The organism is Gordonia sp. NPDC057258, assembly GCF_042668985.1.
Taxonomy (GTDB): Bacteria; Actinomycetota; Actinomycetes; order Mycobacteriales; family Mycobacteriaceae; genus Gordonia; species Gordonia hongkongensis.
Genome location: NZ_JBHUXZ010000046.1, coordinates 1 through 21534, shown reverse-complemented (window position 1 = coordinate 21534; position 21534 = coordinate 1). Strand labels below are relative to the sequence as shown.

Annotated in this window: 17 protein-coding genes and 1 pseudogene; 11 read left to right on the top strand and 7 right to left on the bottom strand. The window is 68.4% G+C overall.

Annotated elements, in window-relative coordinates; translation table 11 throughout:
• Positions 1–10: 10 nt before the first annotated feature.
• Both ACFUEJ_RS22100 and ACFUEJ_RS22095 read right to left on the bottom strand, forming a co-directional pair.
• Positions 11–2368 carry a glycoside hydrolase family 65 protein gene (locus ACFUEJ_RS22100; RefSeq protein ID WP_058251451.1) on the bottom strand — a complete coding sequence of 786 codons (2358 nt, stop codon included), beginning with the start codon at positions 2366–2368 and terminating at the stop codon, positions 11–13.
• Positions 2365–3087, bottom strand: coding sequence for an HAD family hydrolase (locus ACFUEJ_RS22095; protein ID WP_388031854.1), 723 nt, complete (start codon positions 3085–3087; stop codon positions 2365–2367). The genes ACFUEJ_RS22100 and ACFUEJ_RS22095 overlap by 4 nt, the downstream gene beginning before the upstream one ends.
• A 181-nt stretch (positions 3088–3268) precedes the next feature.
• Here ACFUEJ_RS22095 and ACFUEJ_RS22090 point away from each other — a divergent pair, with 181 nt between their 5' ends.
• The 5 genes from ACFUEJ_RS22090 to ACFUEJ_RS22070 all read left to right on the top strand — a co-directional run bounded on the left by ACFUEJ_RS22090 (position 3269) and on the right by ACFUEJ_RS22070 (position 8016).
• A complete protein-coding gene (locus tag ACFUEJ_RS22090) occupies positions 3269–4102 on the top strand; it encodes a PhzF family phenazine biosynthesis protein (RefSeq protein ID WP_137808869.1) in 834 nt (277 codons plus the stop codon).
• Positions 4103–4155: 53 nt separating this feature from the next.
• Positions 4156–5091: a TatD family hydrolase gene (locus ACFUEJ_RS22085; protein ID WP_388031852.1), complete on the top strand. Its 936-nt coding sequence runs from the start codon at positions 4156–4158 to the stop codon at positions 5089–5091.
• 121 nt (positions 5092–5212) lie between these two features.
• Complete coding sequence (locus tag ACFUEJ_RS22080; RefSeq protein ID WP_203235936.1) at positions 5213–6379, top strand: resuscitation-promoting factor; 1167 nt, start codon at positions 5213–5215, stop codon at positions 6377–6379.
• Positions 6343–7269, top strand: coding sequence for a 16S rRNA (adenine(1518)-N(6)/adenine(1519)-N(6))-dimethyltransferase RsmA (rsmA, locus tag ACFUEJ_RS22075; protein WP_137808867.1), 927 nt, complete (start codon positions 6343–6345; stop codon positions 7267–7269). The genes ACFUEJ_RS22080 and rsmA overlap by 37 nt, the downstream gene beginning before the upstream one ends.
• A 129-nt stretch (positions 7270–7398) precedes the next feature.
• Positions 7399–8016, top strand: coding sequence for a GNAT family N-acetyltransferase (locus tag ACFUEJ_RS22070; RefSeq protein ID WP_388031849.1), 618 nt, complete (start codon positions 7399–7401; stop codon positions 8014–8016).
• Here ACFUEJ_RS22070 and ACFUEJ_RS22065 read toward each other — a convergent pair.
• Positions 7984–8976, bottom strand: a complete 993-nt coding sequence (locus tag ACFUEJ_RS22065) for an LLM class F420-dependent oxidoreductase (RefSeq protein ID WP_058251659.1) — start codon at positions 8974–8976, stop codon at positions 7984–7986. The genes ACFUEJ_RS22070 and ACFUEJ_RS22065 overlap by 33 nt on opposite strands.
• Positions 8977–9117: 141 nt before the next feature.
• On the opposite strand from ACFUEJ_RS22065, the gene ACFUEJ_RS22060 reads away from it, so the two are divergent.
• The 3 genes from ACFUEJ_RS22060 (at position 9118) to ACFUEJ_RS22050 (ending at position 12003) form a co-directional block, all read left to right on the top strand.
• A complete protein-coding gene (locus ACFUEJ_RS22060; protein WP_058251445.1) occupies positions 9118–9786 on the top strand; it encodes an HAD family hydrolase in 669 nt (222 codons plus the stop codon).
• A gap of 76 nt (positions 9787–9862) precedes the next feature.
• Positions 9863–10828, top strand: a complete 966-nt coding sequence (locus ACFUEJ_RS22055; RefSeq protein ID WP_058251444.1) for a 4-(cytidine 5'-diphospho)-2-C-methyl-D-erythritol kinase — start codon at positions 9863–9865, stop codon at positions 10826–10828.
• A 17-nt stretch (positions 10829–10845) separates the two neighbouring features.
• On the top strand, positions 10846–12003 hold the full coding sequence (locus ACFUEJ_RS22050) for a lipase family protein (RefSeq protein WP_058251443.1): 1158 nt from the start codon (positions 10846–10848) through the stop codon (positions 12001–12003).
• Positions 12004–12033: 30 nt separating this feature from the next.
• Here ACFUEJ_RS22050 and ACFUEJ_RS22045 read toward each other — a convergent pair whose 3' ends face one another.
• Together ACFUEJ_RS22045 and ACFUEJ_RS22040 are read right to left on the bottom strand one after the other, a co-directional pair.
• Entirely contained in the window at positions 12034–13860 is a 1827-nt protein-coding gene (locus ACFUEJ_RS22045) for an ABC-F family ATP-binding cassette domain-containing protein (RefSeq protein WP_058251442.1), read from the bottom strand.
• A 32-nt stretch (positions 13861–13892) separates the two neighbouring features.
• The gene (locus tag ACFUEJ_RS22040) at positions 13893–14732 is read right to left on the bottom strand and encodes an SGNH/GDSL hydrolase family protein (RefSeq protein WP_388031844.1); all 840 of its coding nucleotides are present in this window, start codon (positions 14730–14732) and stop codon (positions 13893–13895) included.
• Positions 14733–14932: 200 nt separating this feature from the next.
• On the opposite strand from ACFUEJ_RS22040, the gene ACFUEJ_RS22035 reads away from it, so the two are divergent.
• Entirely contained in the window at positions 14933–15799 is an 867-nt protein-coding gene (locus ACFUEJ_RS22035; protein ID WP_388031841.1) for a type IV toxin-antitoxin system AbiEi family antitoxin domain-containing protein, read from the top strand.
• 74 nt (positions 15800–15873) lie between these two features.
• On the opposite strand, the gene ACFUEJ_RS22030 is transcribed toward ACFUEJ_RS22035, so the two are convergent.
• Positions 15874–17031, bottom strand: a complete 1158-nt coding sequence (locus ACFUEJ_RS22030; protein WP_058251440.1) for an acyl-CoA dehydrogenase family protein — start codon at positions 17029–17031, stop codon at positions 15874–15876.
• A 55-nt stretch (positions 17032–17086) separates the two neighbouring features.
• Complete coding sequence (locus ACFUEJ_RS22025) at positions 17087–18283, bottom strand: acyl-CoA dehydrogenase family protein (protein WP_058251439.1); 1197 nt, start codon at positions 18281–18283, stop codon at positions 17087–17089.
• 370 nt (positions 18284–18653) lie between these two features.
• Here ACFUEJ_RS22025 and ACFUEJ_RS22020 point away from each other — a divergent pair.
• Positions 18654–20076: pseudogene (locus ACFUEJ_RS22020) on the top strand (MFS transporter).
• Positions 20077–20237: 161 nt separating this feature from the next.
• Complete coding sequence (locus ACFUEJ_RS22015) at positions 20238–21371, top strand: thiolase family protein (protein WP_058251438.1); 1134 nt, start codon at positions 20238–20240, stop codon at positions 21369–21371.
• Positions 21372–21534 lie beyond the last annotated feature (163 nt).

Below are 21534 nucleotides of genomic sequence, written 5' to 3'. Positions count from 1 at the left end.
GCACCGAGAGCTAGATCTCCCGGCGATACGGTTCGCACCCCGGCGGGGCCTTCGGCGGTTCGCGGTATTCCAGCTCCGGAATGTGCATGGTCATCGGCGCGGACTCGAGCGTGAACTTCTCGCCGTGGTGCGCCAGGTCGATCGGCGGACCCGACAACAACCGGTACGTCGCATTGTCCTTGTCGACGGCCACCACGATCTTCGAGTCCCGGATGATCATGCGGAAGGACATGTAGGTCAACCGCTTCGGCAGCCGCGGTGCGAACGTGATGTTCCCGCCGAAGTCGCGCATACCGCCGAAACCCGCCACGCAGTCGGTCCAGGCACCGGCGAGAGCCGCGATGTGCAGGCCACTGCTGACGTTGTTGTGCAGGTCGTGCAGGTCGGTGAACACGGACTCGGCGAGCAGGTCGTAGGCGAGATCGGGGTAACCGACCTCGGCGGCGGTGACCGCCTCGCAGCAGGCCGACAGCGACGAGTCACGAACGGTCAGCGGGTAGTAGTAGTCGAAGTTGCGCAGCTTCTGCTCGGGCGTGAAGGCGTCGCCGAACAGGTAGGTCGCGAAGACCAGGTCGGCCTGCTTGACCACCTGCTTGCGGTAGAGGTCGTAGTACGGGTAGTTCAACAGCAGCGGATAGCGTCCCACCGAGGACTCGAAGTCCCAGGCGCCCAACAACGTGAACGACTCACACTGCTGGTGCACGCCGAGCGCGTCGTCGAAGGGGATCGTCATGTCGTCGGCGCACGCTTCCCAGTGCGCTGCCTCGGCGGTCGTGACCCCGAATTGCTCGGCGAGATCCGGACGGCGATGCACCGCCGCCACGGCGTCGCGCAGATTCTGTTGCGCCGCCAGGTTGGTGAAGGTGTTGTTGTTCACGACGGCGGTGTACTCGTCGGGACCGGTGACCCCGTCGATGCGGAACTTGCCGTTCACATCGTGGTGCCCGAGACCGGCGAACAGCCGGGCGGTCTCGACGAGAAGTTCGACGCCGCATTCGGTTTCGAACTGTTCGTCGTTGGTGGCCCGCAGGTAGCGCGCGGTGGCGTTGGCGATGTCGGCGGAGACGTGGACGCCCGCGGTGCCCGCGGGCCAGTACCCCGAACACTCGTCGCCGTTGATCGAGCGCCACGGGAACATGGCCCCGCGTTGCCCCAGTTCGGCGGCCCGGGACTTCGCCTTGTCCATGGTGGAGTGGCGCCATCGCAATTCCTCGCCGGCGGCGGCGGGCACGGTGTAGGTGAGCATCGGGAGGATGAAACTCTCGGTGTCCCAGAAGGTGTGACCGTCGTAGCCGGGGCCGGTGAGACCCTTCGCCGGGATCGCGCGGGACTGACCGCGCGCGCCGGCCTGCAGGACATGGAACAACGCGAAGCGAACCGCCTGCTGCAGTTCGGGATCGCCGTCGAGTTCGACGTCGGCGTCGCGCCAGAAGTCCTCGAGGTACCGGACCTGGTCGGCCTTGAGCGAATCCCAACCGGTCTCCATCGCCATCGCGAGGGCCGCGTCGACCTGGGCGCGCAGCGCCGGCACCGAGCGTCGGGCCGACCAGCCGTACCCCATGTACTTGGTGAGGGTGAGACTCTTGCCCTTCGGCACGTTGGCCGCGATGGTGAGCCGGGCCAGGTCGCCGTCGGCGCGGATGAAGGTGTCGGCCTTGTCGGGGAAATAGATCTCGTGGTCCATGCCGGCCGCCATGTGCAGGCCGGACTTCTTGGTGTGGTGGACCAGCATGCCCCAGTAGTTGCGGCAGGTGGCGAGGTCGGAGACCAGCGGGGCGTCGAGCGCCGCCGCCAGACGCGGGTCGTTGCCCGGTGCCGGAACCGGCTCGTTGGCCAGGAGATCGGACTGCAGAACGAGTTTCATGTCCTCGTCGACCGGCTCGACCTCGTACCGGATCGCGGCGATCGTGCGTTTGGTGAAGGACACGAGGCGTTCGGACTTGATGCGGACCTTCCGGCCGGTGGGTGAGGTCCACACCGTGTGACGACGCAGGGTGCCGGTCCGGAAGTCCAGCGTCCGCTCGTGCTCCTCGGTACGCCCGTACCGAAGGTCCATCGGCTCGTCCTCGACCAGCAGCCGGATGATCTTGCCGTCGGTCACGTTGACGACGGTCTGTCCGGATTCGGGATATCCGTAACCGCTCTCGGCATAGGGCAGGCCGCGCAGCTCGTAGAAGCCGTTGAGGTACGTGCCGGGATGATCGACCGGCTCACCCTCTTCGAAGGACCCGCGTAAACCGATGTGCCCGTTGGACAGTGCGAAGAGCGTCTCGGTTCGGCCCAGCATGTCCAGATCGACGCCGCCGCGCCACTTCAGCTGCCACGGATGGATCTCGAAGCCGAAGTCGTGGCCGTGCTCGGCGGTCATGCGGGGAGCAATTCGACGAGGTCGTTAACGACGATGTCGGCGCCGGCGGCACGCATCGCCTCGGCCTGGCCGCCACCGACCCGGTCGATGCCGACGACGTAGCCGAAGGCTCCCGCGCTGCCGGCCGCGATGCCGGAGATGGCGTCTTCGAAGACGACCGCCGCGGCGGGCTCGACGCCCATCAGTTCGGCGCCCAGGAGAAACGAGTCGGGTGCGGGTTTGCCCTTCAGCCCTTTCGACACGATGTCGAGTCCGTCCACCCGGACCTCGACGAATTTCGACAGGTCTGCCGCATCCAGCACTGCTGCTCCGTTCTTCGAGGAGGTCACCACGGCGATCCGGAGACCGGCGTCGCGCGCCGCCTCGAGATATCGCACGGACCCCGGATAGGCCTGCCCGCCGTCCTCGGCCAGGCTGACCAGGAACATGTCGTTCTTCCCGTCTCCGATCGCGGTCACGGTCTGCGCGTCGACATCGTCGATTCCGCGAGAGGCGAGGAAGGCCCGGACGCCGTCCTCACGGGGACGTCCGTCGACGTAGTCCAGATAGTCCTGGTCGGTGAACTCGACGAAGTCGGAGTGGTCTGCGCCGCCCGCACGGGCGGCGAGAAAGGCGTCGAACGCCTTCTTCCACGCCTTGCGGTGTAGCACCGCGGTCTCGGTGAGAACCCCGTCGAGGTCGAACAGTGCGACGGTGATCGAATCTGGCAATCCCAACACGCTTCGCCACGCTACCCGTCCCGGGCGACTCCGGCGCGATTTGCGTGGCCACCCCGGGTGTTTTCTGCCGGCCGCGGGCGCGCGATCGCACGCGTCGTCCCGGACAGCGGTTCCTCCGGCGACGCCTGCGCGCCCGAAAAGGCTTTGACCGGGCGACAACTGGAGGTGAGACGATGGTCCGATGACTCGACGATTCGCTCAGATCGATGTGTTCTCCGCTACCGGGACCGGTGGTAACCCGGTTGCCGTGGTGCTCGATGCCACCGACATCCCCGACGACCGGATGGCCGCGTTCGCGCGCTGGACGAACCTGTCGGAGACGACCTTCGTGCTGCCGCCGACCGACCCTGCCGCCGATTACCGTCTGCGCATCTTCACCCCGGACGGCGAGTTGCCGTTCGCCGGGCATCCCACCCTCGGCTCGGCACATGCCTGGCTGACGACGGGCGGCCGGCCTGCGGGGGAGGACATCGTGCAGGAGTGCGGCGTCGGCCTGGTGCGACTGCGGCGCACTGGTGCACGGCTGGCCTTCGCGGCGCCGCCGTTGCGGCGGTCTGGACCCGTCGACGCCGCCGTCGTCACCGAGGTCGCCGCGGCGCTACGGGTCGACACGGCCGAGGTCCGCGCGGCCGAGTGGGTCGACAACGGGCCGGAATGGATGGTGTTGCAACTCGAATCGGGCGAGCGGGTGCTCGAGGTGACCCCGGACATCCCTGCCCTCGGCGATCACAAGGTCGGGTTGTTCGGGCGGTACGGCTCGGGGGACGGAGAGGTCTTCGGCGAGGTGCGCGCGTTCGTGCCGGGCATCGGGGTCCCCGAGGACCCGGTGACGGGCAGTCTCAACGCCGGCATCGCCATGTGGTTGCGGGCCACCGGGCAGGCGCCGGCGTCCTACGTCGCCGCGCAAGGTGCGGCGCTCGGTCGGGCCGGCCGCATCCACGTCCACGACGACGGCGAGCACATCTGGATCGGCGGCGACACGACGACGGTGATCGAGGGGACGGTGACGCTCTAGTGGTGTCGGGACCGCACCGGATGGTGTCGGCGCGCTGTGCCAAGGTGGGTGCCATGACCGACGCCCCGGGTGCCGCGGACAAGGCTGATGTCGAGACCGGCGGTGACGGAACTCCGAGCAACGGCGAGACCCTGAGCAACAAGGCCGCCAAGAAGCGACGTCGACGCGAACCGCCACCGGACCCGGCGCCGCTGCCCGGCCTCGTCGACGCGCACACCCACCTCGCTGCATGCGGCGGACGCGACGCCGAGACGGTCCGCGCGATCTGCGACCACGCGCAGGGCGTCGGCGTCGGCCATGTGGTCACCGTCGCCGACGACATGGTCGATGCACGGTGGGCGGTCGCCGCCGCGGAGTGGGACGATCGCGTCTACGCGGCGGTGGCCCTGCACCCGATGCATGCCGGCGATCTGAACGACGAGACCGCCACCGAGCTCGAGCGGATGGTGCGTCACCCGCGAGTCGTCGCGGTGGGCGAGACCGGGCTCGACTACTACTGGCCCGGGAAGTCCGACGACTGTGCGTCGCCCGAGGTGCAGCACGAGACGTTCCGCTGGCATATCGACCTCGCGAAGCGGGTCGGCAAGCCGCTGATGATCCACAACCGCGAGGCCGACCGGGATCTACTCGACGTCCTGGCCGCGGAGGGCGCCCCGGAATTCGTGATCATGCACTGCTTCTCCGGTGACCGAAATGTTGCACGCGAATGTGTCGAGCGTGGGTTCATGCTCAGTTTCGCCGGCACTGTGAGCTTCGCCAACGCCGATGAGCTCCGGGTCGCGGCCGAGTTGGTCCCCGACGACCAGATCCTCGTCGAGACCGACGCGCCGTTCCTGACCCCGCATCCCTACCGTGGCCAGCCCAATCAGTCCTATTGTCTGCCGTACACAGCCCGGGCCCTCGCGGCCGTGCGCGGCGTGGCGGACGAGGAGATGGCTCGCATCCTCGGGGCGAACGCACGGCGCGTCTACGGCATCCCTTTGCCATAATCTGGCCGGTTCGTTATCGTACTGTGATCCAGCTGGCCGACGTGCTGATCCACTCGGCCGGCGTGGTGCCAGTGTTGCCTATCAGGATGTCGTGCCCTTGTCTTCTCTGCCCAACCCAGAGCTGCAAAACCCCGAACTCTCGAACCCGGAGCCGTCCGCTCCGACATCGTCCAATTCGGTGTTCGCCAAGATCAACGGCTCGAAGTCGTTGCGTGTCCGCGTCGCCGTCGGCGCCGTGTGCGCCACCGTCGCGGCCGGCGGGGTCATGGGCGTCAGCATGCACAAGAACGTCGCGATCGACGTGGACGGCGACATCCGGCACGTGTCCACCATGGCGATGTCCGTCGAGAGTCTCCTCGAGTCGGAGGGGCTGGCGCCCGCCGACGGTGACAAGGTGAGCCCGGCACCCGACTCGGGCTTCGGCGACGGCCAGACCATCAAGGTCAACAAGCTCAAGGAACTCACCCTCGACATCGAGGGCAAGCGCGAGACCATCGTCACCAACGCCTCGACCGTGGACCAGTTGATGGCCGAACGCGGACTGACCCACGCCGCCGAGGAGACCGCCTTCGGCGAGGAACTGCCGGTCGACGGCGGTCAGATCGAGGTCGCGCTGCCCAAGCCGGTGAACCTCGTCGACGGACCGGCCCGCAAGCGCCCGACCGTCGCCGCGCACACCGTGAAGGATCTGCTCGAGTCGCTCGGCACCCCGCTGGGCGCCGAAGACAAGGTCACCCCCGCAGCGGACACCAAGATCACCCCCAACCTCAAGATCGTCGTCACCCGGATCAAGACCGAGGACGTCACGCTCACCGAACCGGTCGCCCCGCCGGAGGTCAAGAAAGAGGACCCGACCCTCGTCCGCGACCGCAAGGTCGTCGAGAAGAAGGGCACGCCCGGCGAGGCGCGTGTCACCTACAAGGTGACCACCGTGAACGGCCGGGTCGTCAAGCGCGACAAGCTGACCAGCGAGGTGCTCAGCGAGCCCGTCGCGGCCACCGTTCGCATCGGCACCAAGCCGGGTGCGCCGTTCGTGCCGCCGGGGTCGGTGTGGGACGCGCTCGCCGCGTGCGAGGCGACCGGCAACTGGGCGATCAACACCGGCAACGGCTTCTACGGCGGCGTCCAGTTCGACCAGAACACCTGGGAACGCTGGGGCGGACTCGAGTACGCGCCGCGCGCCGACCTCGCCACCCGCGAAGAACAGATCGCCATCGCGAAGAAGACCCAGGCGGTCCAGGGCTGGGGCGCATGGCCGTCCTGCTCGTCCAAGCTGGGCCTGCGCTGATCAGCGACTCGACAGCGGGTTCACCCGACGGCGCGCCCGACGAGGCTCCGCGTCTCCTCGGGCCGGCACAGATCAGGGAGCTCGCGACGGAGGTCGGCGTCCGGCCGACCAAGACTCTCGGACAGAACTTCGTCCACGACGCGAACACCGTGCGAAGGATCGTCGCGGCATCGGGGGTCGGGCCCGACGACACCGTCCTCGAGGTCGGTCCGGGCTTGGGCTCACTGACCCTCGCCCTCCTCGGGGCGGCGGGCAGGGTCGTCGCCATCGAGATCGATCCGGTGCTCGCGGAACGTCTTCCGGCGACGATCGCGGAGTATGCCCCGAGTCGGCAGGGCAACTTCGAGGTCATCCTCGCCGACGCGCTACAGGTGACGCGCGACGACCTGCCGGTGGTCCCCACCGCGCTGGTCGCGAACCTGCCGTACAACGTGTCGGTGCCGGTCCTGTTGCACCTGCTCGGACTCTTCCCGGAGATCACCACCGCCCTCGTGATGGTGCAGGCCGAGGTCGCCGACCGCCTCGCCGCCGGCCCGGGCAGCCGCACCTACGGGGTGCCGAGCGTCAAGGCGCGCTACCACGGTCGCGTGAGCCGGGCCGGTGCGGTGGGGCGCAACGTCTTCTGGCCCGAACCGAAGGTGGAGTCGGGTCTCGTCCGCATCGAACGAACCGACGACCACTCGACCGATCCCGTTGTGCGGCAACAGGTGTTCGCCGCGATCGACGCCGCATTCGCCCAGCGACGCAAGACGATGCGATCAGCGCTGGCCGGCTGGGCCGGTTCGGCGGCCGAGGCCGAACGCCGACTCCGTGAGGCCGGTATCGATCCGGGTGTGCGGGGCGAGAAGCTCGACGTCGACGACTTCGTCCGCCTCGCTCGCACGACCTGATTTCGACGCCGGGTCGCTGATCGCGGGAGACCGCGGCTCGTCGTGGGGGCGGGCGCAAAACCGCTCGCCGTCGGCGGGGAGAAGCTCGTACCGTGTTGTGCATCCGCAGCATCGACGACGAGGTCCGACATGGTTCCACCACAGACTCTGACGACGCCGAGGCTGCGGCTGCGCCCACCCGCCGACCGTGACATCGAACCGACCTTCCGCGCCTGCCAGGATCCGGACATCCAGCGCTTCACACTGGTCCCGGTCCCGTATACGCGTGCGCACGCCGAACGTTTCGTCCGCGACATCGCCCCGGCCTCCGGGTCGTCGGTGTGGGCGATCGAGATCCCCGGCGGTGAACTCGTCGGCACCATCGGACTGCGAACCGTCGAGAAAGGCGTTGCGTCACTGGGCTATTGGTGCGCGCCGTCGCATCGGGGCCATCGCTACCTCACCGAGGCGCTCGCCGCGGTCCTCGACCACGCCTTCGCCGACCCCGCCGACGGCGGAGCCGGGTTCGATCGCGTGATCCGGCGGGCGCTGGTCGACAACGTGGCCCTGGCGCGGCTGGCGGCGTCGGCCGGCTTCCGCTACACCGGCCGACGCCCCGAGGACGAGATCGATCAACTCCCGTCGGGTCGCCGCGTCGGCGATGTGCACACCGCCGTGCTGCGAGCGGGCGAGGACCGCACCCAGCAGTCCTGGAACCTCGATGCGCAATCGGACTCAGTTCGACGCGGCGCGCAGTTTCTCCAGTAACTCGGGAGCGGCGTCGCGCAGGAACGCGTCCTGGGTGTCGCCCCCGATCTGCACCAGCGCGATGTCGGTGAATCCCGCCTCCCAGAAGGGTTTCACCGCCTCGACGATCTGGTCGAGGTCCGGGCCGCAGGGGATGTTGCCCGCGACGTCGTCCGGCGTGACGAACTGCGTCGCTGCGGCGAAGCCCGCGGTGGTGCGCAGGTCGGCGTTGACATCCCACCCGCCGGCGAACCACCGGAACTGATCGTGGGCGCGCTCGATCGCCTTGTCGCGGTCGGGATCCCAGCTGATGGGGATCTGCCCGATCGCGCGGGACCGCTGCCCGTCGACGGTCGGGGTCGACGAATGTTCGTTCCACGCCTTGATGAAGTCGGCGTCGGGTTCGACGGCGATCAGGTGGTCGGCCAGTGGCCCGAACGTCTCGATACCCGCGTTGCCCGCCACTGCGACGCCGATCGGGACGGGCTGGTCGGGCAGATCCCAGATCCGGGCGGCGTCGACCTGGAAGAACTCGCCGCGGAAGTCGACGAGCTCACCGGTGTGCAGTTTGCGGATGATCTCGATCGCCTCGGCGAGCATGTCCTGGCGGTCGGCGACCGAGGGCCAGCCCTCGCCGACGACGTGCTCGTTGAGGTTCTCGCCCGAGCCGAGGCCGAGAGTGAAGCGACCGTCGGCGAGGATCTGCAGCGTCGCAGCCTTCTGCGCGATGATCGCCGGGTGGTAGCGGATCGTCGGGCACGTCACGTAGGTCATCAGGTCGACCCGCTCGGTCGCGTGGGCCACGGCTCCCAGGACCGTCCACGCGTACGGGGCGTGTCCCTGGGCCGAGAGCCACGGAAAGTAGTGGTCGCTCGACACCTCGAAGTCGAAGCCGGCGTCTTCGGCGCCGACGGCGTACCGCACCAGCTCTTTCGGGCCTGCCTGCTCGGTCATCAGGGTGTAGCCGAAACGTGTTGCCATGGAGGTCTCCTCTGCGAGATGGGTCGCTTCGGTGTAGCCATGAGTCATGGGTCCGAAACCCGGGACGCTCGAGACGGTGGTGCCCGGACGACGGACGTTCGACGACGGGGCGCAGTTCTCGACCCCGGAAACGAGGCGCAGATGCCAGACCGGAAAGCGGATGGGTCGATCGACACCGTGCTGCTCGATGTCGACGGTACGCTCGTCGACTCCACCTACCTCCACGCATTGGCGTGGATGCGGGCCTTCGCTGCTCACGACCTGATCCCGCAGTGGTGGCAGGTGCACCGGGCGATCGGCATGGGTGGCGACCGGCTCGTCGGCGAGCTGCTCGGCGACGACGTGGAGGAATCGCTCGGCGACACCTTGCGCGACGAGTGGGAGGACGCCTATCGCGACCTGCTGCCCGACGTGCGGCCCCTGCCCGGCGCGGCCGATCTGGTGCGGGGACTGCTGGACGCCGGCTACCGGGTGGCGCTCGCGTCGTCGGGCAAGTCGGAGTTCACCGACGCCGCCCTCGAGTCGATGGGATTGTCGCGGAACGACTTCGCCGCGGTGACCACCTCGGACGACGCCGATTCGTCCAAACCGGCGCCCGACATCCTGTCGGTCGCCCTGGACGAGGCCGGCGGCGGTAAGGCCGTCGTCGTCGGCGACACCGTGTGGGACGTGGCGTCGGCGCATCGCCTGCCGGCGGAGTGCGTGGCGGTGCGGTCCGGTGGATTCGCGGAGGGTGAGTTGCGCGACGCGGGCGCGGTGCTGGTCGTCGAGCACGTCGGACAACTCGTCGACCGCGGCTGGCGCCCCTGATCGACGGCGGCTGGAGCGCCGGACCGACCGCATCGGTGGGCGCGGGGCCGACGCCGGGGCGCTAGGCTGGATCATTGTGTCGCGAACGTCGCTGTCGGTGGTGTCGGACTCCGTCACCGCGCGGGCTCCGTCGAAGGTCAATCTGCACCTCGGGGTCGGTCCGCGCCGCGAGGACGGCTACCACGACCTCGTGACCGTCTTCCAGGCGCTGTCCCTGCACGACGACATCCGGGTCGCCCGGGCCAACGAGATGAGCATCACGGTTCGTGGCGAAGGCGCCGGGTCGGTCCCGACGGACGAGTCCAATCTGGCGGTCCGGGCCGCGCTGGCATTGGCCGAGTGGGCGGACCGTCCCGGCAAGGTCGCGATCGACATCGACAAGACGATCCCGGTGGCCGGGGGCATGGCCGGTGGCAGCGCGGATGCCGCCGGGGCGCTGGTCGCACTCGCCGCCCTGTGGAAGCTCGACATCGGCCGCGACGACCTCGCCGCGATCGCGGCGGACCTGGGCAGCGACGTCCCGTTCGCGTTGCACGGCAACACCGCCCTGGGTACCGGACGCGGCGAGCGGCTGATGCAGGTCCTCTCCCGCGGTGACTTCCACTGGGTGCTCGCGCTCGCACGCGACGGACTGTCCACGCCCGCGGTGTACCGCGAACTGGATCGGCTGCGCGACAGCCGTTCCGGAGAATGCGCCACCGACGACGAGCGGGACCTCCTCCGCCGCCCGGACGAACTCATGCAGGCCCTGGCGTCCGGTGACCCGCATGCGGTGGCGCCCCTGCTGCACAACGACCTACAACCGGCGGCGCTCTCGCTGCAACCCACCCTCCGCCGGACCCTGCGTGCCGGAATCGACGCCGGAGCACTGGGCGGCATCGTGTCCGGCTCCGGTCCGACATGCGCCTTCCTGTGCGCCGACGAGACCGGCGCGGTGAACGTCGCCGCCGAACTGTCCGGCGCCGGCGTCGCCCGGTCGGTCCGCACCGCCAGCGGTCCCGCCGCCGGTACGCGCGTCCTCGGAGCCGACGTCCGCCACTGATCGCCTACGGTTGCCTGATGTCCCGCAGACCCGCCGCAGTCGTCGCCCCGCTGCGCGCGGTCAGCGCCGTCGTCGCTCTACTGCTCGCGCTCTGCATCGTCACGGCCGGCCCGTCGACGGCCGCCGCACCCGCCGACGGTTTCGTCTTCACCACCTCCGACGTCCCCGACGGCGAACTCCCGTCGGCGGCCGGCTCGGGCACCCGCCTGACCTATGCGACGCGCGATCAGAACGGCCGCCCGGCGATGTCGAGCGGCGTGTACTGGGTGCCGAAGGGTACGCCGCCCGCCGGTGGCTGGCCCGTGGTGTCCTGGGCCCACGGAACGGTTGGCCTGGCCGACGAGTGCGCGCCAACCCTGCACCGGCTGGGCGACGGCGTCGAGGCCCCGGTGCGCGCGGCGCTCGACGCCGGTTTCGCGGTCACGGCAACCGATTACGCGGGGCTCGGGTCGGCGGGGGAGACCGAATACCTCGGCGGTCGCGCGGCGGCTCACTCGGTGATCGACATGATCCGCGCGGCGCGGTCGGTCGACGCCTCGCTCGGATCACGCTGGGTGTCGACCGGGCACTCGCAGGGCGGCCACGCTGCGCTGCACGCGGGCCGTCTCGCCGCGGAATTCGCACCGGATCTGCCGGTCGCCGGCATCGTCGCGATCGCCCCGGTCTCGTCGTTGGAGAACCTGTTCGGTCTGTTCGGTCCCCGCGTGCCCGGCCTCGGCGCGCTCAATGTGCTGAGTGCGCCGTTCCTGTTCACCCTCGCCGGTCTCGACCACGCGAACCCGGAACTCCGCGTCGCCGATTCCCTGACGTCGGACGGCAAGCGTTTCCTCGACCGCGCGCGTGCCCGGTGCAACGGGGATCTCGTGGACGCGTTGCGGTCGGTGCCGCCGGGCTCACTCGTGGCGTCGTCGTTCACCGCGGAGCAGGACTTCCGGGACGCCCTGCGGGAGTACGCCGAGGTGCCCGTCTCCGGCTACCCGGTGAAAGTCACGCTCGCACATGGTCTTCTCGATCCCGTGCTGCCGTACCCGCTGAGTCGTTCGCTGCGGTCCGCGATGCGCGACGCCGGCACGGATGTGGACCTCAAGACCTACGCGCGAGCCGATCACAGCGGCGTCGTCGACGAGTCGCTGCCGGACGTGCTGGCCGCGATCCGGGAGTCGTTCGGCCGTTGAAATCGGGCCGACCGGTTCTCGCGGAGTCGATCACTCGACGCTCTCGCCGAGTTCCATCCAGCGTTCCTCGAGTTCCTCGAGTTCGGATTCCATGCTGCGGATGCTCTCGGTCTCCGCGGCAAGGCCTTGGTAGTCGGACTGATCATGGTCGGCCAGCGCGGTCCGGGCAGCATCGATCTTGCTGTGCAGCTTGTCGATCCGACGCTCGAGCGAGGCGAGCTCCTTGTTGGCCGCGCGCAGCTCGGCGCCGCTGAGGGACGAGCCCGACGCGCCGCCGTTCCCCGAAGCTGTGGCGCTCGTACCGGATCCGCCCGATGTCGATCCGGAACCCGACGTCTTCGCCTGTGCCGAGCGGAGTCTCAAGAACTCGTCGACGCCGCCGGGGAGGTGGCGGAGCCCGCCGTCGAGGACGGCGAACTGCTGATCGGTGACCCGCTCGAGGAAGTACCGGTCGTGCGAGACGACGATCAGCGTGCCGGGCCACGAGTCCAGCAGGTCCTCGAGCGCGGCGAGCATGTCGGTGTCGAGGTCGTTGGTCGGCTCGTCGAGGATCAGCACGTTCGGCGCGTCGAGCAGGATGAGCAGCAACTGCAGCCGCCGCTTCTGCCCGCCCGAGAGGTCGCGGACCGGGGTCGAGAGTTGCGCGCCGTCGAAGCCGAGCCGTTCGAGCAGCTGTGACGGCGACAGCTCCTGTGCCTTCGATCCGGAACCGAAGGTGTACGTGGTCTGCAACTGCGCGATGACCACCCGCACCGGGTCGTCGAGGTACCGGTCGAGGTCGTCGAGGCGTTGGGTCAGGGTGGCGACCTTGACCGTCTTGCCGCGTTTGACCCGGCCGCCGGTCGGTTCCACGGTTCCGGCGATGAGGCCGAGCAGCGTCGACTTGCCCGCGCCGTTGACCCCGAGGATGCCGGTGCGCTCACCGGGCGCCAGCCGCCACTCGACGCCGTCGAGGACGTTGCGGTCACCGTAGGAGACCGACACGTCGAGCAGGTCGACGACGTCCTTGCCCAGACGAGCGGTGGCCAGTGACTGCAGGGCGACCGTGTCGCGGACCGGTGGGACATCGGCGATGAGGGCATTGGCCGCGTCGATGCGGAACTTCGGCTTCGACGTCCGGGCCGGCGCGCCGCGGCGGAGCCAGGCCAGTTCCTTGCGGGCGAGATTCTGTCGTCGTGCCTCGATGGCGGCGGCCTGCCGGTCCCGTTCCACCCGCTGCAGGATGTACGCCGCGTAGCCACCCTCGAAGGGTTCGACGATGCGGTCGTGGACCTCCCAGGTGACCGTGCACACCTCGTCGAGGAACCACCGGTCGTGGGTGACCACCAGCAGTCCGCCGGCGTTGGCCGGCCAGCGTCGCTTCAGGTGGTCGGCGAGCCAGGTGATGGCCTCGACGTCGAGGTGGTTGGTCGGCTCGTCGAGCGCGAGGACGTCATGCTCGCCCGCGAGGAGGCGTGCCAGCGACACGCGGCGGCGCTGACCACCCGACAACGAACTGGTGGGCGCTGTCCATTCGACGTCGCCGAGCAACCCGCCAATGACGTCGCGGACCTTCGCGTCACCCGCCCATTCGTGTTCGGGACGGTCGCCGACGACGGCGTGCCCGACGGTCTCGTCGTCGTCGAAGACGTCGACCTGGTCCAGCACGCCGATGCGGACGCCGCCGCGGACGGTGACGCGACCGGAATCGGGTTGCATCCGTCCGGCGAGCATCGCCAGCAGACTCGACTTACCGTCGCCGTTTCGGCCCACGATGCCGATCCGGTCGCCCTCGTTGACCCCGAGGGACACCGACTCGAAGACCTTGGTGGTCGGGTATTCGAGGCCTAGGGTTTCCGCGCCGAGTAGATGAGCCACCCGACAAACGCTAGTGGGTGACCGGTCTCGGCCTAACGGCGGATGGCCCCGTTGATCATGGCCGCGAACGCGACGGCGCCGGCCTGGTTGACGTGGAAGGGCAGCGCGATCCGATTCGACAGCGCGCTCTCGTACCAGGGGTTGATGAGGTTGCAGGCATCGTGTCCCGCCGATCCTCGGTTGGCGTCGATGAAGGTGCCGCCGACCTTGGTCGACGCCCGCCAGAGCGCGCCGTTGGCGCGGTTGAAGACCTCGCGCATCCACCGGGCGTCGGGGTCACTCAGCGGGACCAGCGGCCAGCACCCGGTGAACCCGATGAAGCCGCCCAGACCGACGACGATGATCTGGGCGTGCGGCGCCTTGTTCCGGATCGCGCGCAGAGCGGGGGTGACGCGGTTCTCCATGAGTTCGATCCGCCACCGGACCTCGTTCTCGAGGGCACGGTTGTGGCGGCAGCGCCGGTCGGTGAACGCCGGGGTCCGGCACTGGCCGAAGATCGCGCCCCACCGCATGTCGTTGCCGCCGATGCTCACGGTGATCAGCTGGGCGTCGCGCGGAACCAGGTGCAGCTGAATGGGTTTCGTGCCACCGCTGGTGTGCTGCGGGGCCCGGTACAGATGTGCCGACTGCGCGCCCGCACACGAGGCGTCGATGAAGCGTCGCGGCAGGGTCGCGGCGGCGACGAGGGTGGGGTAGTTGAACGCCGACCGCTTGCATCCGCCGAAGTAGGCGGGCGTCGGGGTGTAGAAGCTGCCGGACGCACGCGAATCACCGAGAGCGACGTAGGTACCGCCGGTGTAGCGCGTCGGGGCCGCCTGCGCGGGCGCAACCACCGCCGCCATCATCGACACCACGAAAGCGGTGACCAGCACCGTCGCCAAGATCTGGACCCCGCCCCGAAACCTGCCTACCACCGAACACCGCTTCCACTGCCCACCGAGTTTGCTCAGGGAATCTTAAGGCACGACCTCGGGTCCGACGACAGAGTGCGGGATCCGTATTGGAAACCGGCACGAATCCCGCACTCTGCGGGAAGTGGAACCGGCGCGATCCCGGGTGCGTCTACAACCACATGGCTACTGCACCTGCGTTGCGGACCTTCATCCTCACGCGCGACGGCGTGATCACCGCGGCGCAGGCCCGCGAGCACGGTCTCAGTCGTGCCTCGGTGGCCCGGCGGGTGAAGTCCGGTGAGTGGGTTCGTGCGAGTTCCGGCGTCTATCGCCTGGCCGATCATCCGGTGACCGCAAGGACCCGGACCCGACTGGCGACCCTGCAGGTCTCCGCGGACGCCGTTCTCAGCGGACTCGCGGCGGCGTGGTGGCACGGCCTCGTGACCAAGCGGCCGACGACGACTACCGTCACCGCTCCCCGAAGCTGGCACGGTTCGCCGGAGAAGGGGACGGTGGTCATCCGGAGATCCCTCGACGCGGCCGACGTCGTGGTCGAGAAGGGACTCACGGTGACCGCGGTGCCGTTGTCCGTCCTCGAAGGCGCCGTTGAAGGAAAGATGGACGTACTCGACCGGGCACTTCAGAACAAGAAGGTCACGGTTGACGCTCTCCTCGAGACCTACCAGCGGCGACGCCGCTGCCGTGGTGCAACCGAGATGGCGAAGATGCTCGTGCTCGTCGGTTCTGGTGCCCGTTCGGCTGCCGAACGGCTGACCGTGAAACTGTTCGCCGAGCACGACATAGCGGGTTGGGTCGCCAACCACCCGGTGTCCGGTTACGAAATCGACTTCGCCTTCGTCGGGAGGAAGGTGGCGGTCGAGATCGACGGCATGGCTCATCACCGGGACGCCGAGGCGTTCCAGCACGACCGCGCCCGCCGCAACACCCTCATCGCCCTGGGCTGGACGGTGTTGAACTTCACCTGGGCGGATCTCGTGGAACGCCCGGGATACGTCGCGTCGCAGGTGCGACGAGCGACCGTCTGATCACCCTCCGCAGAGTGCGGGATTCGTACTGGAAACCGTTACGAATCCCGCACTTTGGAAGAGCTCTGGACCACCTACAGGCCGAGATCCTTGGCGATGATCGTCTTCATGACCTCGCTGGTGCCGCCGTAGATCCGCGTGACGCGTGTGTCGGCGTAGAGCCGGGCGATGGGGTACTCCAGGACATAGCCGTACCCGCCGTGCAACTGCAGGCACTTGTCGATGACCTTGCCGGCGGTCTCGGTGGCGAACAGTTTCGCGCGAGCAGCATCGGGGACGGTGAGCTCACCCTCGTTGTGGAGTTCGAGTGCGCGGTCGACGAACTGCCGGATGGCCTCGACCTCGGCGGAGCACTCGGCGAGGACGAACTTGGTGTTCTGGAACGCCGCAACGGGTTTGCCGAAGACGTCGCGCTCCTTGGTGTAGGCGATCGCGTGCTGGACGGCCGCGGCGGCGGTGGCCGACGCCCCGATGGCGATGGTGAGTCGTTCCTGCGCGAGATTGTGCGCCAGGTACGAGAAGCCGGCACCCTCCTCGCCGAGCCGGTCCTCGACCGGCACCTTGACCGAGCTGAACGAGAGCTCGGCGGTGTCGGATGCCTTGAGGCCGATCTTCTCGATCCTGCGTCCGACGGCGAAACCCTCCGACGAGGTGTCGACCACCAGGATCGACAGGCCCGCACGACGATTCGACTCGTCGAACGGTGCGGTCCGGGCGACGACCAGGATGCGGTCGGCCAAGGCGCCGCCGGTGATGAACGTTTTCGCGCCGTCGAGCACGTAGTGCGACCCGTCCTCGGACAGCTTGGCGGTGGTCGAGATGTTGGCGAGGTCCGACCCGGTGCCGGGTTCGGTCATGGCGATCGCGAACATGAGTTCGCCGGAACAGAATCCGGGCAACCACCGCTGCTTCTGCTCGTCGGTGGCGTACTCGACGAGGTAGGGGAGGATCAGGTTCGAGTGCACCGAGTAACTGCCGAAGGTGACACCGGCCGCCGAAGTCTCCTCCGCGATCACCATCGAATAGGTGAAGTCCGAGACGCCACCGCCCCCGAACTCCTCGGGTGCCTCGATGCCCAGGACGCCGAGTTCGCCCAGCCTGTTGTAGAACTCACGCGGCGGATGGCCCTGCTTCTCCCAATCGTGGTACACCGGCGCGACCTCTTTGGCGATGAAGTCACGGATGGTCTTGCGGAAGGACTCATGGTCCTCGGTGAAGATGCGACGCTGCATTGGTCCCTCGAAACTGTTGTGGGCGGACGGGTCTGACGACATTCACCTCAAGTGGTCATCGCTCCTGATATTCGCGTAGGAGCCCCTTGGAGATGATCTGTTTCTGGATCTCGCTGGTGCCCTCGCCGATCAGCAGGAAGGGCGCGTCGCGCATGAGGCGCTCGATCTCGAATTCCTTCGAGTAGCCGTAACCGCCGTGGATGCGGAAGCTGGCCTGGGTGACCTCGGCGCAGTACTCACTGCACAGGTACTTGGCCATCCCGGCGGCGACGTCGTTGCGCTCGCCGGAGTCTTTCAGTCGTGCCGCATTGACCATCATCAGGTGTGCCGCCTCGACCTTCGTCGCCATCTCGGCCAGCGAGAACGCAACGGCCTGGTGTTCGGCGATGGGTTTGCCGAAGGTGGACCGCTGCTGCGCGTACTTCACCGCGAGTTCGAAGGCGCGCTGGGCGATTCCGCAGGCGCGGGCCGACACGTTGACGCGCCCGACCTCGACGCCGTCCATCATGTGCGCGAAGCCGCGGCCCGGTTCGCCCCCGAGGATGTCGGTGGCGGGCGCGCGGTAACCGTCGAAGATCAGTTCGGTGGTGTCGATGCCCTTGTAGCCCATCTTGTCCAGCTTGCGCGGGATGGTCAGGCCGGGGAGTACCTCGCCGAAGCCGGCCGGCTTCTCCACCAGGAATGTCGTGAGGTTCTTGTGCGGCTTCTCGTTGCCCTCCTCGGTACGGACAAGGGCGGCAACGAGAGTCGACGACCCGCCGTTGGTCAGCCACATCTTCTGACCGTTGATGACGTATCCGACGTCTCCGTCCCGCTTCGCGCTGGTCTTGATCGCCGCGACGTCGGACCCCAGTTCCGGTTCGGACATCGAGAACGCGCCGCGCATCTCGCCCGTCGCCATGCGGGGGAGGAAGCGCTGTTTCTGCTCGTCGGTCCCGTGCTGGCGGATCATGTACGCCACGATGAAATGGGTGTTGATCACGCCCGACACGCTCATCCATCCACGTGCCAGTTCTTCGACGCACAACGCGTAGGTCAGCAGGGACTCGCCGAGTCCGCCGTACTCCTCGGGGATCATCAGGCCGAACAGGCCCATCTCGGCCATGCCGTCGACGATGGCCTGCGGATACTCGTCGGCGTGCTCGAGTTCCTGTGCGGTGGGGATGATCTGCTTGTCGACGAACGAGCGGACGTTGGCCAGGATCTCCGTCTGGATCTCGGTGAGGCCCAGGGTCTGCGCGAGGCGGGTCATGGTGGCTGGTCTCCGAAGTCGGTCGGGGTGCGCTCGCACCGTCGGGCGGACGTTGGTGCGCGACCGGCACGCGCCCGTCTCACAGCATGCCCGGCGGCGGCCCGGCGAAGTAGTCGCGGTGAACTAAGGGAGCGATAGCGCGAGCCAATGGCACTCGGCTGCGCCACCGGCGCCTATCGGTCCGATAGCCATCGCCGATGACCCCGCTCGCAACTCCGTGTCCTCAACACATAGGCAGCGACAGTCAGGTCGTTCGCCGAGCGAACGTTGTCAGAGGGGTTCGACCCTGGTTTGAATCGGAACGGATATGAGCCATAACACTGACGGAGCGCATCGCAACCCAGATCACTCGTCTGGAAGAGGTAATGCCATGACGGTCTCCACCGCCTCCGGATCAGGAGCCGGCGACAAGCCCGGGTCAGCGGCGCGCACGGGACCCGATGGTCCCGCCCACACCGTCGACTTCGAAGCGGCCCAGACGCCGCGAGGTCTCGGCCCGCGCGGCGAATCACGCGCCGGCGCCTGGGGTCTCACGGCTCTGCTGGTCAGCCTCTACGTGATCAACTACGCCGACAAGGCGGTGCTGGGCATCATCGCGCAACCCTCGCGAGGAGCTGGGTCTGAGCTCCTCGCAGATCGGTCTCGTCGGCAGCCTGTTCTTCCTCACGTTCACGATCGGCGGCTTCTTCGCGGGACTGCTCAACCGCTGGATGACCCTGCGCTGGTCGCTGGTCCTCCTGGCCCTGTGCTGGGCCGCGGCGATGCTCCCCATGGTGGTCGTGGCGTCGTTCGCGGTCCTCGTCCTCAGTCGGCTGTTCCTCGGTCTCGCCGAAGGTCCGAGTTCGGCGCTCCTGCACACGGCGGCCTACTCCTGGCGTCCGCCGGCCCGGCGCGCCCTGCCCGGTGCCCTCCTCGCCGGTGCCGCGTCGATCTCGAAGATCGCGATCGCTCCGCTGCTCGCCGTGATCACAGTGAGCTTCGGGTGGCGCTGGGCACTGATCTCCCTTGCCGCCGGTGGCCTCGTCTGGTGTGTCGTCTGGCTGTCGACCTGGCGCAACGGCCCGTACATCGCGAGTGGGAAGACGTCGAAGGACGCGCCGACCGCGAGTGCCGGCGCCGAACCCGCGACGCCGTGGATCTCGATCTTCCGCTCACGCACGTTCGTCACCGGCGCGCTCGTCGTGATGAGCGTTTATGCGCTGGTCAGTGTCGTGCTCACGTGGTTGCCGTCGTACTTCGAAGAGGGGCTGGGGTACAGCCGCCTGCAGTCCGGGTCGATGTTCGCGTTCCCCTCGATCGTCGGCCTGGTCCTGATGGTGCTGAGTTCGATCACGAGTGATCGGATGATCTCGAAAGGGGCGACCTCGCGGATGCTGCGCATCGTCGTGCCGTCGGTCGGGGTTCTCGTCTCCGGTGTCCTGCTGTTCCTGCTGCCCTCGGTCGGCACACCGATCGTCGCGGTCGCGATCCTGTCGATCGGTTATGGCTTCGCGGCCACGGTGTTCCCGTTGTTCAACGCGGCCGTCGCCGAGATCTGCCCGCCCCGGCAGACCGCCGGAACGCTGGGTGTCTTCCTGGCGATCATGGCGATCGGCGGTCTCGTCGCGCCGTACGCGACGGGTGTCATCGTCGACGCGGCCGCCACGCCGGCCGAGGGTTACGCCACCGCGTTCCAGGTGCTCGGAATCGTCGCCGCGGTGTGCGCGGTGCTCGCGCTGGTCTTCGCCGATCCCGAGCGCGATCGTGCTCGGTTGCGTCCGCACGCGCCGGCCGTCGAAGGCGCCACCTCGTGACTTGCGCGTCCCATAGGTAGGGCCTCATCGACTGTGAGTGTGAATCGACTTGTCTGCCAAGCGCCCCGGTGGTCGGCTCGTCACAGCGGGCGATCGGCGTCCGCCGGCGTGGTGCACGTCGGACACAACTTCATCCCTTGCCCTGACATCGAGGAGTCCCCATGCGTGATGCAGTGATCGTCGACGCGGTCCGCGCGCCCATCGGCCGCCGCCGCGGCGCCCTGTCCGGTATCCATCCCGCCGACCTGTCCGCCCATGTACTGGAGGCGCTCGTCGAGCGGACCGGCATCGATCCGGCCGTCGTCGACGACGTCGTCTGGGGATGTGTCAGCCAAGCCGCCGAGCAGGCGGGCAATGTCGCGCGGACGGCCGTGCTCGCCGCCGGCTGGCCCGAGAGTGTCCCCGGAACCACTGTGACGCGCGCCTGCGGGTCCAGCCAGCAGGCGGTCAGCATGGCGGCCGCGGCGGTGGTGTCCGGCCAGCAGGATGTCGTGATAGCCGGCGGGGTCGAGTCGATGAGTCGTGTCCCGATGGGCAGCGCCGCACCGAATGGCGAGCATCAGCCGCCCACGGTCCTCGACCGTTACGGCGTCGACAAGTTCAGCCAGGGGATCGGCGCCGAGATGGTCGCCGCGAAATGGGGATTGGACCGCACCCGCCTCGACGAGTACTCGCTGCGCTCGCACGAACTTGCTGCGCAGGCGGCCGACCGCGGTGCGTTCGACGCCCAATTGGCGCCGATTCCGGGGGTACTCGAGGGGGACGAGGGCATCCGCCGCGGTGGGACGCTCGAATCGCTCGCCAAGCTCAAGCCGGCCTTCAGCGAGGACGGCGTGATCCACGCCGGCAACTCCTCGCAGATCTCCGACGGGTCGGGTGCCCTGCTGATCATGTCCGGCGAGACCGCGAAGTCGCACGGTCTCACGCCGATCGCCCGCATCCACACCGCGGTCGTCGCAGCCGATGACCCGGTGATCATGCTGACCGGGCCGATCCCGGCCACGGCCAAGGCGCTCAAGCGATCCGGGCTGTCGATCGACGACATCGGGGCCTTCGAGATCAACGAGGCGTTCGCCCCCGTCCCGCTGGCCTGGCAGGCCGAGACCGGTGCCGACATCGAGCGTCTCAACCCGCTCGGCGGTGCGATCGCCGTCGGCCACCCGCTCGGCGGTTCGGGCGCCATCCTCATGACGCGGCTCGTACACCACATGCGCGACAACGGCATCCGGTACGGACTGCAGTCGATGTGCGAGGCCGGTGGCATGGCCAACACCACCATCCTCGAACTGCTCTGATCCGAAAAAAGCGCAGCACCGCTGGCCCTCCTGCTCCCTGCTCCCTGATCCGAAAGAAGCGACCCCATCCCATTGCTCCCTGAGGTGTGAGGAGCGATAGCGACGAGCCACGAAGGGCCTGGTGAGACACGTTGCGGAGCCCTTCGTGGCTCGCTTCGCTCGC